This is a genomic window from Cupriavidus sp. HY129 (assembly GCF_059492215.1).
In genome coordinates this window covers 486,646-502,901 of record NZ_CP083255.1, presented here as the reverse complement: position 1 = coordinate 502,901, position 16,256 = coordinate 486,646, and the positions used below count along the sequence as shown (strand labels likewise).

Genomic DNA, 16,256 nt, shown 5'->3' with positions numbered 1-16,256 from the left:
CGTTAGATATTTTTCTGGAACAACGTTGATGCCTGGCTTCGATGGCGCTGCCTAGTGGCCACGTGCCTTGAGTCGCGCGTCAAGTCGGCTGTAGACGCGCCGCGCGTTGCCCTCGTAAATCTGGTGACGTTCCTCGTCCGAGAGCGCGGCCTGATCGATGTAGCGCCGCGTATCGTCGTAGTAGTGGCCGGTCTCGGGGTCGATGCCACGTACCGCGCCGATCATCTCCGAGGCGAACAGCACGTTCTTGACCGGTATCACGCGCGTCAGCAGGTCGATGCCAGGCTGGTGATAGACGCATGTATCGAAGAAGACGTTATTGAGCAGGTGTTCGCCAAGCGGCGGCAGCTTCATCTCCTGCGCCAGCCCACGGAACCGGCCCCAGTGGTAGGGCACCGCGCCGCCACCGTGCGGAATCACGAACTTCAGCGCCGGAAAGCGCTGAAACAGGTCGCTGGTCAGCACCTGCATGAATGCGGTGGTGTCGGCGTTCAGGTAGTGCGCGCCAGTGGTGTGGAAGCACGCGTTGCAGCTCGTGCTGACGTGAATCATGGCCGGCACGTCGAGTTCGACAAGCTTCTCGTAGATCGGATACCAGTACGGATCGGATAGCGGTGGCGATGTCCAGTGTCCGCCAGACGGATCCGGATTCAGGTTCACGCCGACAAAGCCATACTCGCGCACGCAACGTTCGAGTTCGTCGATGCAGCTCTTGGTATCGACACCCGGCGATTGCGGCAGCATGGCGGCGCCGACGAACTGGTCGGGGAACAGCTCGCTGACACGGTGGCAGAGCGTGTTGCAGATGGCGGCCCACGTGGCGCTGGTTTCGAAGTTGCCGATGTGGTGCGCCATGAACGACGCGCGCGGCGAAAAGATCGTCAGGTCCATCCCACGCTCGCGCATCAGGCGAAGCTGATTGCTGGCGATGGCGTCACGCAGTTCGTCGTCACTGATGCGCAGTTCACTGACGGAAGGTGCGAGCGCCGGGGTGTTCAGGCTGGCGATCTGGCGTTGGCGCCAGTCTTCCAGGGCCTTGGGGGCGGTGGTGAAGTGCCCGTGGCAATCGATGATCATGGGAGTTCGTCAGACAGAGGCCATGCGCTGGTCGGTACCAGTACCTCGCCGCGCATGATGGGACGCGCGGTGCGAATCAGCGCGCTACGTACGATCGATCCCGGCTTGGCAGGATCGGTTTCCAGTTCAACAGTGAACTCGCCGGTCGGGTGCTCGACGCTGATGGCGTGGAGCGGCCCGACGCTGGTGGCTGCGATGCCGCTTGCCACGGTGCCCGGCAGCACGCAGGCGGTGCCCACCGTGATGGCGGCCAGCACGCCGATCGCATCGTGGCAGACGCGCGGGATGAAGCAACGCGTGGCGATGCTGCCGCCCTGGCGTGGCCGGGCCAGCAGGCACATCTTCGGATAGCTTTTGTCGGAGACGTCGCCCAGCCCCATGAGCTTGCCGGCGGCGAGCCGCGCGGCTTCAATGCGTTGCTTGAGCTCGTGATCGGCATTGAGCGCGGCCACGCTTTCGTAGCCGGTGCGGTCGAGATCCTCCGCGCGCATCAGCACCATCGGCATGCCGTTGTCGATCAGGGTGGCGGCGATCATGCGTGAGCCGCCATGCACCGGATCGTTGATCGTCAAGACGTCGATGACGTTGCCGGTGGGCAGCATTGCATGGCAGACGGAGCCTGCGGTGTCGAGAAAATCGATCACGATCGGGGCCGCAGTGCCGGGGACGCCGTCGATGCGCGCGTTGCCCGAGAACCGTGGCACGCCGCCGGGCGTCTGGATCGTGATGTCGCAAAGCATCCCGGTGTTGCGCGTCAGCACACGTGCCCGGGTGATGTCGCCCTGCGGCGCAATCAGTCCGCGTTCGATGGCAAAGGGAAGCACTGCCGCCAGCATGTTGCCGCAGTTCGGGGTGGTATCGACGGTATCGGCGTCCGGCTGCAGTTGCGCGAACGTGAAGTCCAGGTCGGCATGACCCGGCGTGCCACGCGACACGATGCCGGCCTTGCTGGTCAGTGGATGGGCTCCGCCGAGGCCGTCGATCTGGCGCGGGTCCGGGCTGCCCATCGCGGCCAGCAGCACGCGATCGCGTGCTGGCACGTCCTCCGGCAGATCGCTCGCGAGGAAAAACGGTCCGCGTGACGTGCCGCCGCGCATCAGCGTGCAAGGTATCGCGCGGAGATCGGAGGCGAGGCAGGGCGTCATGGCGGGTGCGAAGCCGGACCCGATCGGGGGTCCGATCGGTGGTCCATCAGGTTGTCCATCAGGTGGCCGAAGTATCGGCGTACCGTGGAATCCCTTGGTTGCCATGTCGCAGGACAGTTGTTCTAATCTGCTTATCGACAGCACAAATACAACATCGGGTCGGACAACGCCATGGAGACCATCAGCCTGCATCACCTTCACGTTTTTGCCGGTGTCGCCGCTGCCGGAGGGGTACGGCGATCCTCGGAGTCGCTGCATCGGGCGTCGTCCGCGATTGCCCGTTCGGTGGCCGCGCTCGAGGAGACGCTTGGGGTGGTGCTGTTCGAGCGCAAGGGCAGGGGGATGCTGCTGACACGCGCCGGCGAGATCGTGCTCGAGCGCGCGCGGCATATCGAAGCCGCCTTGCGCGAGGTGCGGGAGGAAGCGGTACGGATGCGGGCGCATTCGGGTGCCGCCGTCGCCAGTATCGACGCGCTGCACAACGAACGGCGGCTCGAAGTGGCGGCGATGCTGGCCGAGGTGCATCACATGCCCAGCGTGGCGGCGTCGATCGGCGTGTCGCAGCCGGCGGTCAGTCAGGCAATCGCCCGGCTGGAGGACGCACTGGGCCAGCCCATCTTCGCGCGCACGGCGCGGGGCATGGTGCCCACCGACGCAGGCAGCCGCTGGGTGGTACGTTTCGAGCGCGTTCTGGCCGAACTGCGCAACATCCGCGCCGATATCGCCGCGTTGAAGGGGGTGCTGGAAGGTGTGGTGACGGTTGGCGCGCTGCCGCTGGGCCGCACGCTGCTGTTGCCGATGGCGATTGCCGACGTGCACCGACGCCATCCGCATCTGCGTTTCCGGACGCTCGAAAGCCCGTATGAGGAGCTGACCGCGGGCCTGCTGGCCGGGCGGATCGATTTCATTCTTGGCGCGGTACGTCCGCTGGCTTCGCAAGGGCTTGCCACCGAGAGGCTCTTCCAGGACCGGATCTCGCTGATCGTTCGCGCCGCGCATCCGCTGGCGGTCAGAAAGCGCGTGACGTTGGCCGATCTCGAACCGTATCCGTGGGTGCTGTCTCGCGCCGCGTCGCCGTCGCGCCAGGCGCTGGACGGCGTGTTTGCGTCACGTGGCCTGCCGTTGCCGCAGCCGCTGGTTGAAACCGGAGACCTCGCGCTGGTGCGCGGCATGTTGCTGCAGGGGGATATGGTGACCGCCTTGTCTGCCCATCAGCTTCGCCACGAGATCGACGCGGGATGGCTGCGCGAACTGGGGCTCCCGCTGCCCGACACGGCGCGCAGCATTGGCATCACCACTCGCGTGGGCGCGCGTCTCTCGCCCGGCGCCGATGCGCTGATCGCCGCGCTGCGGCACGCCAGCGGGTCAATGGAACAGGCCGTCGATAAGTAGATGGCAACGCAGCCCGCGCCACAAAGCAATACTGCGATCCCCTGCTGAACGTAGACTGCCGTTGCCGTGCATGGGGGATGCGCGGCCGGCCGCTTCCGCGGCGATTCGCCATGTCGATAACTAGAATCCGCTGACTCCCGCACGGCGGATCACGCCAGGAGACGGCAACATGACAACGCAACGGCTCGACATTCGGGCCCATATCAACGAACGCAAGATGTCCGGCTACCAGTGGCTGCTGCTGGTGCTGTGTTTCCTGATCGTCGCCACGGACGGGATGGATGTGGCCATCATGGGCTTCCTTGCACCGGACATCACGCGCGAATGGGGCATCTCGAAAGCCGCCTTTGGCATGGTGATGAGCGCCGCGCCGATCGGCCTGGCCATCGGCGCGCTAGTGGTCGGGCCGCTGTCCGACCGCTTCGGCCGCAAGAAGCTGCTGGTCGGTTCCATCGCGCTGTTCGGCGTATTCAATCTGCTGAGCGCATTCGCCGATGGCACGGCAACCTTGTCGCTGCTGCGCTTCCTGACCGGCCTTGGTCTGGGCGCGGCCATGCCGAGCACGACCACGCTGCTCTCCGAGTATGTGCCGGAACGTTCGCGCAGCATGTTGCTGGCGACGATGTTCACGGGCTTCAACCTCGGCTCCGCGCTGGTGGGCTTCGGTGCCGCCGCGATTCTGCCGCATCATGGCTGGCGCGCGGTGCTGATCGCCGGTGGCGCGATTCCGTTGATCTGCCTGCCGTTCTACATCATGCTGATTCCAGAATCGGCGCGCTTCATGGTGGTCCGCAATGTCTCGCCGGCGCGAATCGCCCGCACGCTGCGCCGGGTGATCGGCGGCGCGGTGGCCGATGACACCGTGTTCACGATCAGCGAGCCGCCGGTTTCCGGCAAGCAGCCCGTGCGCACGCTGTTGTCGCCGGGTTATCGCGGCATGACGCTGGCGCTGTGGATCACGTATTTCATGGGGCTGCTCGTGATCTACCTGCTGAGCGGCTGGCTGCCCACGCTGATCAAGGACGCTGGCCTGCCGATCGAGCGCGCCGCCAACCTGACGGCACTGTTCCAGCTCGGCGGCACCGTCGGCGCGCTGGTGGTGGGCTACTGCATGGACCGCTTCGCGCCCCATCGCGTGATCGGCGTGTCATATGTGCTGGGCGCGATGTTCATCCTGATGCTGGCTTCGGGCAGCGTCACGTCGTCGATGTTCGCACTCTACGTGCTGCTGGCCGGCTTCTGCATGAGCGGCGCGCAGACCGGGCTCAACGCTTTCGCGCCGCAGTGCTATCCCACGCCGGTGCGTGCCACTGGCGTAAGCTGGATGCTCGGCATCGGCCGCTTCGGCAGCATCACCGGCTCCATGGCGGGCGGTGTGCTGCTGTCGATGGGCTGGAGTTTCAGCGCGGTGATTGCCATCCTGGCCGTTCCGGCGACCATGGCGGCGATCTCCATTGTTTCCACGAAGGCGCAGCCTCGCGCCGTAACCGCTTGACGTATTGCCATGGCCACCATCATCGGCGCAATCGCCTCTTCCCATACGCCAACCATCGGATTCGCGCTCGACGCGGGCAAGCAGCAGGACCCCGCCTGGGCGCCGATCTTCGCGGCCTATGCGCCGGTGAGCGAGTGGCTCGCCAGGAAAAAGCCCGACGTGCTGCTCGTTGTCTACAACGATCACGTCACGTCGTTCTTCTTCGATCACTACTCGGCCTTCGCGCTGGGTATCGGCGATACCTACCACGCTGCCGATGAGGGCGGTGGCCCACGCAACCTGCCACCGGCGCGCGGCCACGTCGAACTGGCGCGGCACGTCGGCGCATCGCTGGTGGCCGACGAGTTCGACATGTCGTTCTTCCAGGACAAGCCGCTCGATCATGGTTGCTTCTCGCCGATGTCGGTCATGCTGCCGCACGAGGGCGAGTGGCCTGTGAAGATCCTGCCGCTGCAGGTGGGCGTGCTGCAGTTCCCGGCACCGTCGGCGCGTCGTTGCTACAAGCTCGGAGAGGCGATCCGCCGCGCGGTGGAGAGCTACCCGGAAGACCTCAAGGTGGCGATCGTCGCCACCGGTGGCCTGTCGCACCAGGTGCATGGCGAGCGTGCGGGCTTCAACAATACCGCGTGGGATCACCAGTTCCTCGACCTGTTCGAATCCGATCCCGAGGCGCTGCTAGACATCACCCATGCCGAGTACGCGAAGCGAGGCGGCTTCGAGAGCGCGGAAGTGGTCATGTGGATGGTGATGCGTGGCGCGATGTCGAGCCGCGTCCGCTGCCTGCATCGTGACTACTATCTGCCATCGATGACCGGCATCGCCGTGGCGGTCTACGAGAACGAATCCGCCGACGACCCCGCGCTGCGAGAGGCGCGTGCCGAACGCCAGCGCGAGCACATCGGTCATCAGTTGCGCGGGATCGAGCAACTGGAAGGGACATATCCGTTCACCCTGGAAACCAGCGTGCGCGCATACCGGATCAACCGCTATCTGCATCAGCTTATCGATCCGGCATTCCGCGAGCGATTCCGCGCCGATCCGCTGGCAACCTACGACGAAGCGGAACTGACGCAGGAAGAGCGCGACATGATTACGCGCCACGACTGGCGCGGCATGATCCATTACGGCGTGATTTTCTTCATGCTGGAGAAGCTCGGCGCGGTCTGCGGTGTCTCGAACCTGCATATCTACGCGGCGATGCGTGGCCAGTCCCTTGAAGACTTCCAGAAGACGCGCAATGCGCCGGGCGCGCTGTACTCGGTGGCCGGTAGCGGCAGCGCTTCATGGAGTGCGAAGTCCTGACCGGACGATGTCGGGGGCTTGAATTCCGGTGCAATGCCGCCATGTGCGAGGTTGTTTTTGACTTGCACCAGCCCCCGCTCGGTTTCCGTATGTACAAGAAAGGCACTTCTGTCGAACTCCAGTTCTCTCCGCAACGCCTGAACGACGCCGCAGGCGATCCGTACTGGGTGGATCTGACCATCGACGAGGCCCAGGCACTACTGGCGCAGCTTCAGGCACATCTAGCGCAGGCCGCGTCGGGTACCACCGCGCCGCTTGTGTTCAGTCTCGAAGGGCCGCCCGCACAGGCTGACGCCGCGCCCGCCCGCACGGAGGCAAAGGCCGAAGAAAAGCCTGCCACAAACGCCGAGAGCGAATTCAAGCAGTGGGTCTGCATCATCTGCGGCTGGGTCTATGACGAAGCGGCCGGGTTGCCCGAGGACGGCATCGCGCCCGGCACGCGCTGGGAAGACATTCCTGCCGACTGGCGCTGCCCCGAGTGCGACGTCGGCAAGGAAGACTTTGCCATGGTGGAGTTCTAGGCGGCGCCATCAGGATCATTCGGGAAGATCCTCAGGACGGGGCATCCTTGTTTCAGTGGCGGATTCATGTGCGCTACTCTGCGCTGCCCATTCGTTGCCACCGGGTTACGTGGATAACAGTTTCACGCGGCCTGACAATGGTGGCATGATCGACTTGCACGTCGTGCCGTGCTGCAAGGCGGTTCGAGAGACTTGACGCTGGGTGACTGGGCATCGGTGAGTGGTCGACTGGTCGTGTGACCGTGAACCCTCTGGAACCCGAAGATCCGAAGAGACGGAGCCTGCTGAACATGGAACCTGTGCCCACCGCTCGCCTGCGCCTGCGTCAGTGGCGCGAGGAAGACCGCATACCGTTTCGCGCCATCAATGCGGACGAAGAGATCATGGCGTTCTTTCCGTCGACGCTGTCCGATGCCCAGAGCGATGCGCTCATGGATCGTATCCGTCAGCATCACGCGCAGCATGGCTTCGGGTTGTGGGCCCTCGAATTGCGCGAAACGTCGACGTTCATCGGCTTCACCGGACTGGCGATACCGTCATGGGTGCCCCCATTTGGGCCATGCGTGGAGATTGGCTGGCGTCTGGCGCGAGAGCACTGGGGACGCGGCTATGCCACGGAGGCGGCTCGCGCGGCGCTGGATCTCGGATTCGGCGCATTGCGGCTTGCCGAGATCGTGTCCTTCACCGCGGCGATCAACCAGCGCTCGGAACAGGTAATGCAGCGGCTTGGCATGCATCACGCGGCCAGCGACGATTTCGATCATCCGGCACTGCCTTCGGGGGATCGTCTCGCCAGGCATGTGCTCTACCGCCTGTCCGGCGCCCAATGGGATGGAATCACTGGCAAGGGCAGCAGGACCACTGGCCCGGACAAATGATTGGATCCGTATTTCGCGCGGCTGATGCCCTGGCTCAACGGCTCATGCATCGGCCTGTCAGCAAGTCCGGGATCGCCCTTCTTTCAAGAATGCAGACGCGCGACGCGAACTTCAAGCCTGCGTCGGTGCGCGCAATGGTGTCCAGATAGCGTCCGACGCTGTGGATGGCCGACGTGTCGTCGGACGTGGTGTGGAAGATCGCGTAGCTGGTCTCGATGCGGATCTCGCTACCGCTGTCCTCCAGAATGCGCGGGAGGCCGACCTGCTGCCTGTAATGAAAATCCTGGGCGTCCATTCTGTTCGCACAAGCCTTTTCCGTGAGCAGTCCACAGCTCTCGAATGCGGGTGTTGCCATCGGCAAGCCGCATACATGCGTCTCATGCGACTGCATCTTGCAGACACATTGCTCTAAGAAGAAATCGGGCCATTTCTCCCATTGCTTGTTATCGAGCGCGGCAGTGTAATCGGCGTAAAGCAACAGTACTTGCTGCCAGGTTTCGACGGTAGTCATCCTCAATCTCCATGTCGTGGCACACCCTGATGGTGGGGAGTTGCCACGGACGTTTTCTTCAGGTTCTGCGAGACTGGCGTTGCCAGTTTGCGCTTGCCGGGTTCGGCGGGTGATGCGGTCTGGGGCCTGACGTATCGCCTTGCGTCGGTCGTGTGCCGGCGTCGCGAAATACGGTGATTGGATCTAACGTCCACGGCACAGTATTTGCTGGCTTTTTGTCCGGGCACCATAGTGCCGTTTACGGCAGCGTTGACAATAGCGGTCTGGTTGATTTGCACTATCACCGCTAGTGATAATGCCGCGGTAGTGCCTGATAAATCGGGTGGAGACGTAGTAATGGAACTGCAGGACATCGATCTGAACCTGCTTGTCGTATTCAACGAATTATTGCGTCAACGCAAAATGTCCGCCGTGGCGCGGACGCTTGGGATCTCGCAGCCAGCTGTCAGCAATGCGCTGAATCGCCTGCGCAAGTTGCTGGACGATGACCTGTTTCTGCGGACGTCGAAGGGCATGGTCCCCACACAGCTTGCCGGCATGCTAGCCGGGCCGATCACCGAGGCGCTCGATGTCATCCACCACTCGCTCAATGCACGCGCCACGTTCGATCCTTTGACGAGCACGCGAGCGTTCACCGTGGCGATGACCGATATCGGCGAGATCTATCTCTTGCCAGGCCTGATGGAGCAGCTTGGCAAACTGGCGCCAGGCGTGAGAATCAGCACCGTGTGCATACACGGCGATTCACTCAAGGGCGCGATGGAAAGTGGTTGTATCGATCTGGCGATCGGTTTCCTGCCGGGCCTGACGGCGGGCTTCTTCCAGCGTCGGCTGTTGTTACAGCAGTACGTGTGCATCTTTCGGAAAGGGCACCCGCTTGGACGAAGGGATTTGACGCTGGCAGCGTTTGCCACGGCGGATCGTGTGTCGATCAGTGCGGAAGGCACGGGCCACACCAGGGTGGATGCGGCAATCCAGCAGGCGGGGGTGACGCGACGCTCGCGGCTGAGCGTGCCGCATTTCGCGGCGCTAGGTCATATCCTTCAATCGACCGATCTGATCGCGGTGGTGCCACAGGCCTATGCGGAGCGCGCGCTGGTGTTGTTCAACCTGGTTTCCGCGCCGTGTCCGGTGAAGATATCCGAGATCAGTGTCAACGTGTTCTGGCACGCTACCCGTCACCGGGAGGTGGGCAACCAGTGGCTGCGGAACGTGATATCCGACAGGTTCGCGGTTTGCCCGATTCCTGAGGCGACGATGTCGCCTCAGGGTTTGGTGGTCAACTGCCGCGGCGAGTGATGGGGCAGGTGTTGAAGCCGAACACGCGATATAGCGGGCAGTATCCGAGTAGACCGGTCACGAGCGGCACCGCGCCGATCCATCCCCAGACGCCGATCTGATCCGTCAGGGTCAAGGCAATCAGCACGACTCCGATGGCGACGCGCACGAGGCGGTCAAGGGTTCCAGCGTTTTTTTGCATGAGCGTTCCAGTCAGGTGGGAGGGATGACGGATATGCGTGGCTTTGGCGCGGGTTACTGCTTGGCAGCCTGGCCTTCGGTGTATGGGTTGAATTTCCCGGCGTGCGCCGCGTCGTCAGCGCCCTTCTTCTGCGGAGTCAGATTGGACTTCGTCTGCGCACCTTCCGAATAGGGATCGAACTTGCCGCTGCGGGAAGCACTATGCTTGTGTTTGCCAGACTTGGCGGGTGCCTGTGCGTCCTTTGTCACCGGCGCGTGCGCGCCGCCGTAGAGGTCGCCGCCATCGGTGTAGTTCTTCTGCGCGCTGGCCGGAAGCGAGGTCAATGCCACGGCTGCGGCGGCAATGGCCAGGAAGTATGTGTTGCGATGCATGACGGCCTCTTGGGTCTGAACTGCAAGATTGTGTCTCGAGTCTAGACACTAGGCCCGATCGCAGATTGACGTACGTCAAACACGTGGCAACGTCTGCCGCTAGGCTGACAGATGAAATCTGTCAGCGCCATCCATTCGGCAATCAGGAGACAACATGGCTGAAAACCTCGTGATCTTTTACTCCCGCACCGGCACCACGCGACAAGCCGCCGAAATGCTCGGCTCGCGCCTGGGCTGGCGCGTGGTCGAACTGCGCGACGCGGTCAGCCGGGCGGGCTGGTGGGGAGATTTGCGCTGTGTCCTGGATAATCGGCTGGGCCGCAAGGTTGGCTATCGCTACGACGGTCCGCCGCTCGATACCTGCGGCAGCGTGGTGGTGATGGCGCCGGTCTGGGTGGAGCATCTGGCGGCGCCGATGCGGAGCTTCCTGCAGGACCAGCGCAGCTACAAGGGGCCGCTGGCGGCGATCGCGGTGATGGCCGCGCGCGGCGGGTTCCGTGCGGCCGAGGAGGTGGCTACGGCGATGGACCGTCCGCCGCATCCGGTCATGGTGCTGATGCAACAGCAGGTGACCACCGGTGAGGCCAAGGTGGATCTCGACGAATTTGCTCGCATCCTGCAGCGCGACCCGCGCGCCGGAGACGCCGCGCCGCGCTCGGCGTGGCTGTCGCCGAACGAGGCATGAGCAGGAACCCACCCGCGCGCGTATCCCCACGCAAGGACGCCAGCATCGTCGTGCTGGCGTCCCTTAATGACGTCCCTCAATGGCGTCCCTTAATGACGTCCCTTAATGACGTCCGTCACAGGAACGTGAAGACCTCTTCCTTGCCTAGCCGCGACTTGGGGAGGTCGGCGTTGAAGTCCTGCTCGCTGCCGTAGCCGAGTGACACCAGCACGAGACTGGTATAGCCACGCTCGCGCAGGCCGAGTTCTGCATCGAGGATGTTGCGGTCGAAGCCTTCCATCGGCGTGGCATCCACGCCAAGTACCGCCGCGCCCGTCAGCAGGCTGCCGAGTGCCAGGTAGACCTGGTTCGCCATCCACTGCTGGACGTCGCGAAACGCGAAGCGGTGCAGGTCGACGAAATAACGACGTCCCTTGTTCTGCCCTGCCTTCGCACCTTCCGCGGTAAAGCGGCCATCGCGCTCCTCGGCTTCCAGCAGCTTGTTCAGGTGGGCGTCGTCCATGTCGGCGCGCACGGCCAGTGCGATCACGTGCGAGGCATTCTCGATCCTCGGCGCATTGGCGCTGTAGCCACCGCTGGCGGCACGCGCCACGCGTGCCCGGGCCTCCGGCGTGGACGCCACCACGAAGTGCCACGGTTGCGAATTCACGGATGACGGGCTCTTGTGCAGCACGGCCAGCAGTTCGTCGATGACGTCCTGCGGAATGGTGCGGCCGGGCTCGTACGCTTTCACGGTATGGCGGGTGGCGATCATCTCCGACAGCTTCATGGCTTTCATGGTGTTTCCTTGTTCAGGTGGATGCGATGTTGGGGAAGGGTGAGTACGAATTCAGATGTCGCCCGCGTCCGGCGCGCGCCGCTCGGCGCTGTACTGGTGACTGGTGGAGATGTCCGGATCGCCCGGCACATCGAGCTCGACCACCAGTCCGCCGGGCAGTGGCACAAAAATCTGGATGGTGTCGTCGGCGGGAACATGGGCCACCCGGAAACGCAGGCCGGCTGCCTGCAGGCGGGCGATGACGTCTGTCGCGCTGGCCTGGCTCCGGAATGCGATATGGCCCATGCGGACTTCGCCGCTGCTGGCCGACAGCGAGTCGTCGTCCACCGCGTGCACCATGGCCTGGTCGCCCTCATAGAGCCACAAGCCAGGGAAAGGGAATGGCGGCCGATACCCGGGATGCATGTCCATCACGCCTTCGAACAGGGCGCGCAACGCATGATCAGCACCGATCGACACGTTGAGGTGGTCAAACTGCCAGGCTTCGCGCGGGCTGGCGGGATGTGCGGAATCCATGGCGCGTCCTTCGAAGTGATGGGGATGGTGGATGATCCCACTACGCAGTCGATTGAAAAACGGGGCTTCACTTGTACCCGTATTCAAATAAAATTTGAAAATCGCTCCAGATCGGCCCTGTGCCTTCGACGCCCATGAGATTGCTTCAGGAACTCGATATTTTCGTGCGAACCGCCGATAACGGCAGCTTGTCCGCCACCGCGCGGGCGCTGGACCTGACGCCGGCGGCCACCAGCGCGGCGCTCAAGCGGCTGGAAGGCGAACTGGGCGTCCAGTTGTTCGTGCGCTCCACGCGCACGATGCGGCTGACCCGCGAGGGCGAGCAGTACCTGGCGCAATGCCGGCCCGCGCTCGAGGTGCTGCAGCAGGCAAGCCGGGATCTGGTCACCGGCAACCAGGCGTTCCAGGGCGTGGTCAGGCTGTCTGCCCCGTCTGACTTCGGACGCAACCTGCTGCTGCCCTGGCTCGATGCGTTCCAGGACCGCCATCCCCTGGTCGAATTCCGGCTGCAGTTGACGGACCGCGTGGCGAATATCTACAGCGATCCCGTCGACGTGGCCTTCCGCTATGGTGAGCCACCGGATTCGAATCTCGTGGCGGTGCCGGTGGCAACGGGCATCCACAGGGTGCTATGCGCTTCGCCGGGCTATCTCGCCAGTCACGACATGCCGCAAACGCCATATGACCTGTCCGCGCATCGCTGTCTCTGCTACATGTTTGGCGATGACGTGCATGATCGTTGGCGCTTCGCGCGCGAAGACGGCGAGACCCTGACCGTGCGCGTCAAGCCGGCCAATGTTTCGAACGATGGGGACGCCGTGCGCCGCTGGGCGCTGGCCGGCAAGGGCATCGCCTACAAGGCCTGGTTCGATGTGGCCGACGATCTCGCGGCCGGTCGCCTGCGTGCGTTGTGCACCGAATGGACGGCCGAAGCGTCGCCGCTGTACATGGTCGTGGCGGGGCGTTCGCAACTGACGCCGTTGCTGCGCGGTCTGCGCGATTTCGTGGCCGAACGGGTGGAGCGACTAGTCGCGCGGGTTTGATGATCCACATCTATGCTTAGGGATGTATGGCCATGTCTTGCCGAATCCCCACGGTGCATCGCAACTAGAAAAGAGGACCGACCATGCTATCCGACGGCCGCAACCCAGGCGCCTCGCGTAAAGCGCGGATCCCCAACTCCTGGCTGCGATGGCTGCCGGGCGTGGCGATGGCCCGGGACTACCAGGCAAGCTGGCTGCCACGGGACCTGACGGCGGGGCTGGTCCTGACGACGATGCTCGTGCCGGTTGGCATTGCCTATGCGGAAGCGTCAGGCGTGCCAGGCGTCTACGGCCTCTACGCGACCATCGTGCCGCTGCTTGCCTATGCGGTATTCGGTCCCAGCAGGATTCTCGTGCTCGGCCCCGATTCGGCGCTGGCGGCGCCGGTGCTTGCAGTGGTCGTCCAGATGTCCGGTGGCGATCCGGCGCGCGCGATCGCGGTGGCCAGCATGATGGCGATCGTCTCGGGGCTGTTCTGCATCGTCATGGGTCTGTTGCGGCTGGGCTTTATCACCGAGCTGCTGTCCAAGCCGATCCGCTACGGCTACATGAACGGGATTGCGTTCACGGTGCTGGTCAGCCAGTTGCCGAAGATCTTCGCCATCCGCGTGGAGGACACCGGGCCGCTGCGGGAACTGGTGCTGTTGGGCCAGGCGCTGGTTGCCGGCCAGGTCAACTGGTATAGCGCCGCGGTTGGGGCCGGTAGCCTGGTGCTGATCCTCGCGCTCAAGCGTTTCGAACGCGTGCCGGGCATTCTGATAGCGGTGATCGTGGCAACGCTGTGCGTGATCATGTTCGACCTGGACCAGATGGGTGTGAAGGTGCTGGGTTCGATCCCGCAGGGTTTGCCGGCCTTCGCGGTGCCCTGGGCCAGTGGTCTCGACTTCGTCAAGATCGTGGCGGGTGGCTGCGCGGTGGCAATGATCGCCTTCGCGGATACCAGTGTGCTGTCCCGCAGCTTCGCGGCACGGCACCATCACCGCGTGGACCCGAACCAGGAGATGGTTGGCCTTGGCGCCGCCAACCTCGCCGCGGGCTTTTTTCAGGGCTTCCCGATCAGCAGCAGCGCGTCACGCACGCCAGTGGCCGAGGCGGCCGGCGCGCGGACCCAGTTGACTGGCGTGGTGGGCGCGCTGGCTGTCGCGGCGCTGCTGGTGGTGGCGCCTGACCTGATGCGCTATTTGCCGAACAGCGCGCTCGCGGCAGTGGTGATTGCCGCCGCGCTAGGGTTGTTCGAGTTCGCGGATCTGAAGCGGATCTATCGCATCCAGCAATGGGAGTTCTGGCTCTCGATGGTCTGCTTCGTGGCGGTTGCCGTGTTCGGCGCGATTCCCGGTATCGGCCTTGCGGTGGTGCTCGCCATTATTGAATTCCTTTGGGACGGCTGGCGACCCCACTACGCGATACTCGGACAAGTCGAGGGCCTGCGCGGCTACCATGACCTGGAGCGCTATCCGCACGGCAAGCGGATTCCCGGGCTTGTGCTGTTCCGTTGGGATGCCCCGTTGTTCTTCGCCAATGCCGAGCTGTTCCAGGAACGCCTGCAGGAAGCGATCGACGAGTCTCCGGCCCCCGTGTACCGCGTGGTGGTGGCCGCGGAGCCGGTGACCAGCGTGGATGTGACGTCCGCTGACATGCTGCGCGAGCTGAGTCGCACACTGGGCGAGCACGGTATCGCCCTGCATTTTGCGGAGATGAAGGACCCGGTCCGTGACAAGCTGCGGCGCTTCGAACTGATGGACGTGATCGGCGAGGATCGCTTTCACCCGACGGTGGGCAGCGCGGTGGATGCCTATGTCGGCCGGCAGGGAGACTGGCCGGACGCGTGGGGCCGGAACGAGTAGGGTGGGGCGATTGAAGCAACGCGCGACGCGGAGAGACTTCCCGCGCCGCGCGGATACAGGCATAAGCAGAGGTACAGGCACCATGGTGTCGCCCGTACCTGTCAGTCGTCAGTCCAGCGTGATCTTGCCAGCCTTCACGATTTGCCCGTAGCGCGACGTATCGCGTTCGATCAGCTTGCGGAACTCCTCGGGCGTGCCGCCGACTGGGATAAAGCCCAGCTCCGTCAGCTTCTTCGTCACGTCGGGGTTACGCGTGGCGGCGGCGATCTCTTTCGCCATCCGGTCGATGATGGGTTGCGGCGTGCCTGCCGGTGCCAGCAGGCCCGTCCAGGAGCTCATCACAAAGCCCGGGAAACCGGACTCTTCCATCGTCGGGATATTCGGCTCGCTCGGCCAGCGCTTGGCCGATGCCACGGCCAGCACGTTGATCTTGCCGGACTTCACGTGGGGCATCGGCACCAGCAGCGGATCGAACGCCATCGAGATTTCGCCCGAGACCAGCGCGGGCAGGATCGGGGCGCTGCCGTTGTACGGAATGTGGGTCATCTTGACCTTCGATTCCATCGCCAGCCGCTCGCCGGTCAGGTGCGCCGAACTGCCGATGCCGCTGGAGCCGAACGTCAGCGTATCCGGATGCTTCTTGCCGTAGTCGACCAGTTCGGCCACGGTCTTGACCGGCAGCTTCTTGCTGGAGAACAGGAACAGCGGCAGCTCGGCCATCTCGGCGACCGGCGCCAGGTCGGTGGGCTTGTAGCTCAGCTTCGAATACAGCGACATGTTCGCGCTGTAGGCGGCCAGCACGGATACGAAGGTGTAGCCATCGGGCGCCGAACGGGCCACCACGCCGACACCCAGCGTGCTGTTGGCGCCCGGCTTGTTCTCGATCACGATCGGCTGGCCAAGGCTTTGTGAAACCTTCTCGAACACCACGCGCGCAACGGTATCGGTGGAGCCACCCGGGGTATAGGGCACGATCACCTTGATCGGCTTGGCCGGCCATGCGTCGGCGGCGATGGCGCCGTGGTGGATGGAAAGGCCGGCAACGGCAATAGCTACAACGCGCGCAATGCGCGATGCTTGATGCTTGATACGCAAGACGTCATCTCCTACTTTGATTCTCTTTATTACGTCCGCATGGCGGAACATATGCAGCCGATGGGATCGGCGCGGTTCATTATCGGGGACGCGTCCACGCAATGGCATGTCAACGCCGGTCAA

The 16,256-nt window shown here is 63.9% G+C and carries 17 protein-coding genes; 9 read left to right on the top strand and 8 right to left on the bottom strand.

Translation table 11 applies throughout. The features are described 5' to 3' along the window. Positions 1 to 51 precede the first annotated feature (51 nt). Together K6G35_RS18675 and K6G35_RS18670 are read right to left on the bottom strand one after the other, a co-directional pair. Positions 52 to 1,077 carry an amidohydrolase family protein gene (locus tag K6G35_RS18675; protein WP_495676847.1) on the bottom strand — a complete coding sequence of 342 codons (1,026 nt, stop codon included), beginning with the start codon at positions 1,075 to 1,077 and terminating at the stop codon, positions 52 to 54. After that, entirely contained in the window at positions 1,074 to 2,222 is a 1,149-nt protein-coding gene (locus K6G35_RS18670) for a 4-oxalomesaconate tautomerase (RefSeq protein ID WP_495676846.1), read from the bottom strand. The genes K6G35_RS18675 and K6G35_RS18670 overlap by 4 nt, the downstream gene beginning before the upstream one ends. Positions 2,223 to 2,393: 171 nt before the next feature. Between K6G35_RS18670 and K6G35_RS18665 the strand changes: the two genes are divergently transcribed. From K6G35_RS18665 to K6G35_RS18645, 5 genes are all read left to right on the top strand, one after another. Further along, positions 2,394 to 3,614: a LysR family transcriptional regulator gene (locus K6G35_RS18665; RefSeq protein WP_008641100.1), complete on the top strand. Its 1,221-nt coding sequence runs from the start codon at positions 2,394 to 2,396 to the stop codon at positions 3,612 to 3,614. Positions 3,615 to 3,783: 169 nt separating this feature from the next. Continuing rightward, complete coding sequence (locus K6G35_RS18660; RefSeq protein ID WP_495676845.1) at positions 3,784 to 5,109, top strand: MFS transporter; 1,326 nt, start codon at positions 3,784 to 3,786, stop codon at positions 5,107 to 5,109. 9 nt (positions 5,110 to 5,118) lie between these two features. Continuing rightward, complete coding sequence (locus K6G35_RS18655; protein WP_008641103.1) at positions 5,119 to 6,411, top strand: gallate dioxygenase; 1,293 nt, start codon at positions 5,119 to 5,121, stop codon at positions 6,409 to 6,411. A gap of 89 nt (positions 6,412 to 6,500) precedes the next feature. After that, positions 6,501 to 6,932, top strand: a complete 432-nt coding sequence (locus K6G35_RS18650) for a rubredoxin (RefSeq protein WP_008641105.1) — start codon at positions 6,501 to 6,503, stop codon at positions 6,930 to 6,932. 290 nt (positions 6,933 to 7,222) lie between these two features. Then, positions 7,223 to 7,810, top strand: coding sequence for a GNAT family N-acetyltransferase (locus K6G35_RS18645; protein WP_008641107.1), 588 nt, complete (start codon positions 7,223 to 7,225; stop codon positions 7,808 to 7,810). A 34-nt stretch (positions 7,811 to 7,844) separates the two neighbouring features. Here K6G35_RS18645 and K6G35_RS18640 read toward each other — a convergent pair whose 3' ends face one another. Continuing rightward, positions 7,845 to 8,321: an aromatic-ring-hydroxylating dioxygenase subunit beta gene (locus K6G35_RS18640; RefSeq protein ID WP_008641108.1), complete on the bottom strand. Its 477-nt coding sequence runs from the start codon at positions 8,319 to 8,321 to the stop codon at positions 7,845 to 7,847. Between the two features lie 336 nt (positions 8,322 to 8,657). Here K6G35_RS18640 and K6G35_RS18635 point away from each other — a divergent pair, with 336 nt between their 5' ends. After that, positions 8,658 to 9,620 carry a LysR family transcriptional regulator gene (locus K6G35_RS18635; protein ID WP_495677148.1) on the top strand — a complete coding sequence of 321 codons (963 nt, stop codon included), beginning with the start codon at positions 8,658 to 8,660 and terminating at the stop codon, positions 9,618 to 9,620. Here K6G35_RS18635 and K6G35_RS18630 read toward each other — a convergent pair. Continuing rightward, the gene (locus K6G35_RS18630; RefSeq protein WP_008641111.1) at positions 9,601 to 9,801 is read right to left on the bottom strand and encodes a YgaP family membrane protein; all 201 of its coding nucleotides are present in this window, start codon (positions 9,799 to 9,801) and stop codon (positions 9,601 to 9,603) included. The genes K6G35_RS18635 and K6G35_RS18630 overlap by 20 nt on opposite strands. Before the next feature lie 53 nt (positions 9,802 to 9,854). Continuing rightward, on the bottom strand, positions 9,855 to 10,172 hold the full coding sequence (locus tag K6G35_RS18625; RefSeq protein ID WP_495676844.1) for a hypothetical protein: 318 nt from the start codon (positions 10,170 to 10,172) through the stop codon (positions 9,855 to 9,857). A 154-nt stretch (positions 10,173 to 10,326) separates the two neighbouring features. On the opposite strand from K6G35_RS18625, the gene K6G35_RS18620 reads away from it, so the two are divergent. After that, a complete protein-coding gene (locus K6G35_RS18620; protein WP_495676843.1) occupies positions 10,327 to 10,857 on the top strand; it encodes a flavodoxin family protein in 531 nt (176 codons plus the stop codon). A 115-nt stretch (positions 10,858 to 10,972) separates the two neighbouring features. Here K6G35_RS18620 and nfsB read toward each other — a convergent pair whose 3' ends face one another. Beyond that, complete coding sequence (gene nfsB / locus K6G35_RS18615; RefSeq protein ID WP_008641114.1) at positions 10,973 to 11,626, bottom strand: oxygen-insensitive NAD(P)H nitroreductase; 654 nt, start codon at positions 11,624 to 11,626, stop codon at positions 10,973 to 10,975. 60 nt (positions 11,627 to 11,686) lie between these two features. Further along, a complete protein-coding gene (locus K6G35_RS18610) occupies positions 11,687 to 12,151 on the bottom strand; it encodes a VOC family protein (RefSeq protein WP_051705273.1) in 465 nt (154 codons plus the stop codon). A gap of 134 nt (positions 12,152 to 12,285) precedes the next feature. Between K6G35_RS18610 and K6G35_RS18605 the strand changes: the two genes are divergently transcribed. Then, on the top strand, positions 12,286 to 13,194 hold the full coding sequence (locus K6G35_RS18605; RefSeq protein WP_008641118.1) for a LysR family transcriptional regulator: 909 nt from the start codon (positions 12,286 to 12,288) through the stop codon (positions 13,192 to 13,194). Between the two features lie 83 nt (positions 13,195 to 13,277). Continuing rightward, positions 13,278 to 15,038, top strand: coding sequence for a SulP family inorganic anion transporter (locus K6G35_RS18600; protein ID WP_495676842.1), 1,761 nt, complete (start codon positions 13,278 to 13,280; stop codon positions 15,036 to 15,038). A 108-nt stretch (positions 15,039 to 15,146) separates the two neighbouring features. Here the strand turns inward: K6G35_RS18600 and K6G35_RS18595 are convergent, their stop codons facing one another. Beyond that, positions 15,147 to 16,133: a Bug family tripartite tricarboxylate transporter substrate binding protein gene (locus K6G35_RS18595; RefSeq protein ID WP_008641121.1), complete on the bottom strand. Its 987-nt coding sequence runs from the start codon at positions 16,131 to 16,133 to the stop codon at positions 15,147 to 15,149. Positions 16,134 to 16,256: the final 123 nt, after the last annotated feature.

Coding starts and splice junctions, on each gene's coding strand:
- K6G35_RS18675 (WP_495676847.1), bottom strand. CDS start 1,077: ATGATCATCGATTGCCACGGGCACTTCACCACCGCCCCCAAGGCCCTG.
- K6G35_RS18670 (WP_495676846.1), bottom strand. CDS start 2,222: ATGACGCCCTGCCTCGCCTCCGATCTCCGCGCGATACCTTGCACGCTG.
- K6G35_RS18665 (WP_008641100.1), top strand. CDS start 2,394: ATGGAGACCATCAGCCTGCATCACCTTCACGTTTTTGCCGGTGTCGCC.
- K6G35_RS18660 (WP_495676845.1), top strand. CDS start 3,784: ATGACAACGCAACGGCTCGACATTCGGGCCCATATCAACGAACGCAAG.
- K6G35_RS18655 (WP_008641103.1), top strand. CDS start 5,119: ATGGCCACCATCATCGGCGCAATCGCCTCTTCCCATACGCCAACCATC.
- K6G35_RS18650 (WP_008641105.1), top strand. CDS start 6,501: ATGTACAAGAAAGGCACTTCTGTCGAACTCCAGTTCTCTCCGCAACGC.
- K6G35_RS18645 (WP_008641107.1), top strand. CDS start 7,223: ATGGAACCTGTGCCCACCGCTCGCCTGCGCCTGCGTCAGTGGCGCGAG.
- K6G35_RS18640 (WP_008641108.1), bottom strand. CDS start 8,321: ATGACTACCGTCGAAACCTGGCAGCAAGTACTGTTGCTTTACGCCGAT.
- K6G35_RS18635 (WP_495677148.1), top strand. CDS start 8,658: ATGGAACTGCAGGACATCGATCTGAACCTGCTTGTCGTATTCAACGAA.
- K6G35_RS18630 (WP_008641111.1), bottom strand. CDS start 9,801: ATGCAAAAAAACGCTGGAACCCTTGACCGCCTCGTGCGCGTCGCCATC.
- K6G35_RS18625 (WP_495676844.1), bottom strand. CDS start 10,172: ATGCATCGCAACACATACTTCCTGGCCATTGCCGCCGCAGCCGTGGCA.
- K6G35_RS18620 (WP_495676843.1), top strand. CDS start 10,327: ATGGCTGAAAACCTCGTGATCTTTTACTCCCGCACCGGCACCACGCGA.
- nfsB (WP_008641114.1), bottom strand. CDS start 11,626: ATGAAGCTGTCGGAGATGATCGCCACCCGCCATACCGTGAAAGCGTAC.
- K6G35_RS18610 (WP_051705273.1), bottom strand. CDS start 12,151: ATGGATTCCGCACATCCCGCCAGCCCGCGCGAAGCCTGGCAGTTTGAC.
- K6G35_RS18605 (WP_008641118.1), top strand. CDS start 12,286: ATGAGATTGCTTCAGGAACTCGATATTTTCGTGCGAACCGCCGATAAC.
- K6G35_RS18600 (WP_495676842.1), top strand. CDS start 13,278: ATGCTATCCGACGGCCGCAACCCAGGCGCCTCGCGTAAAGCGCGGATC.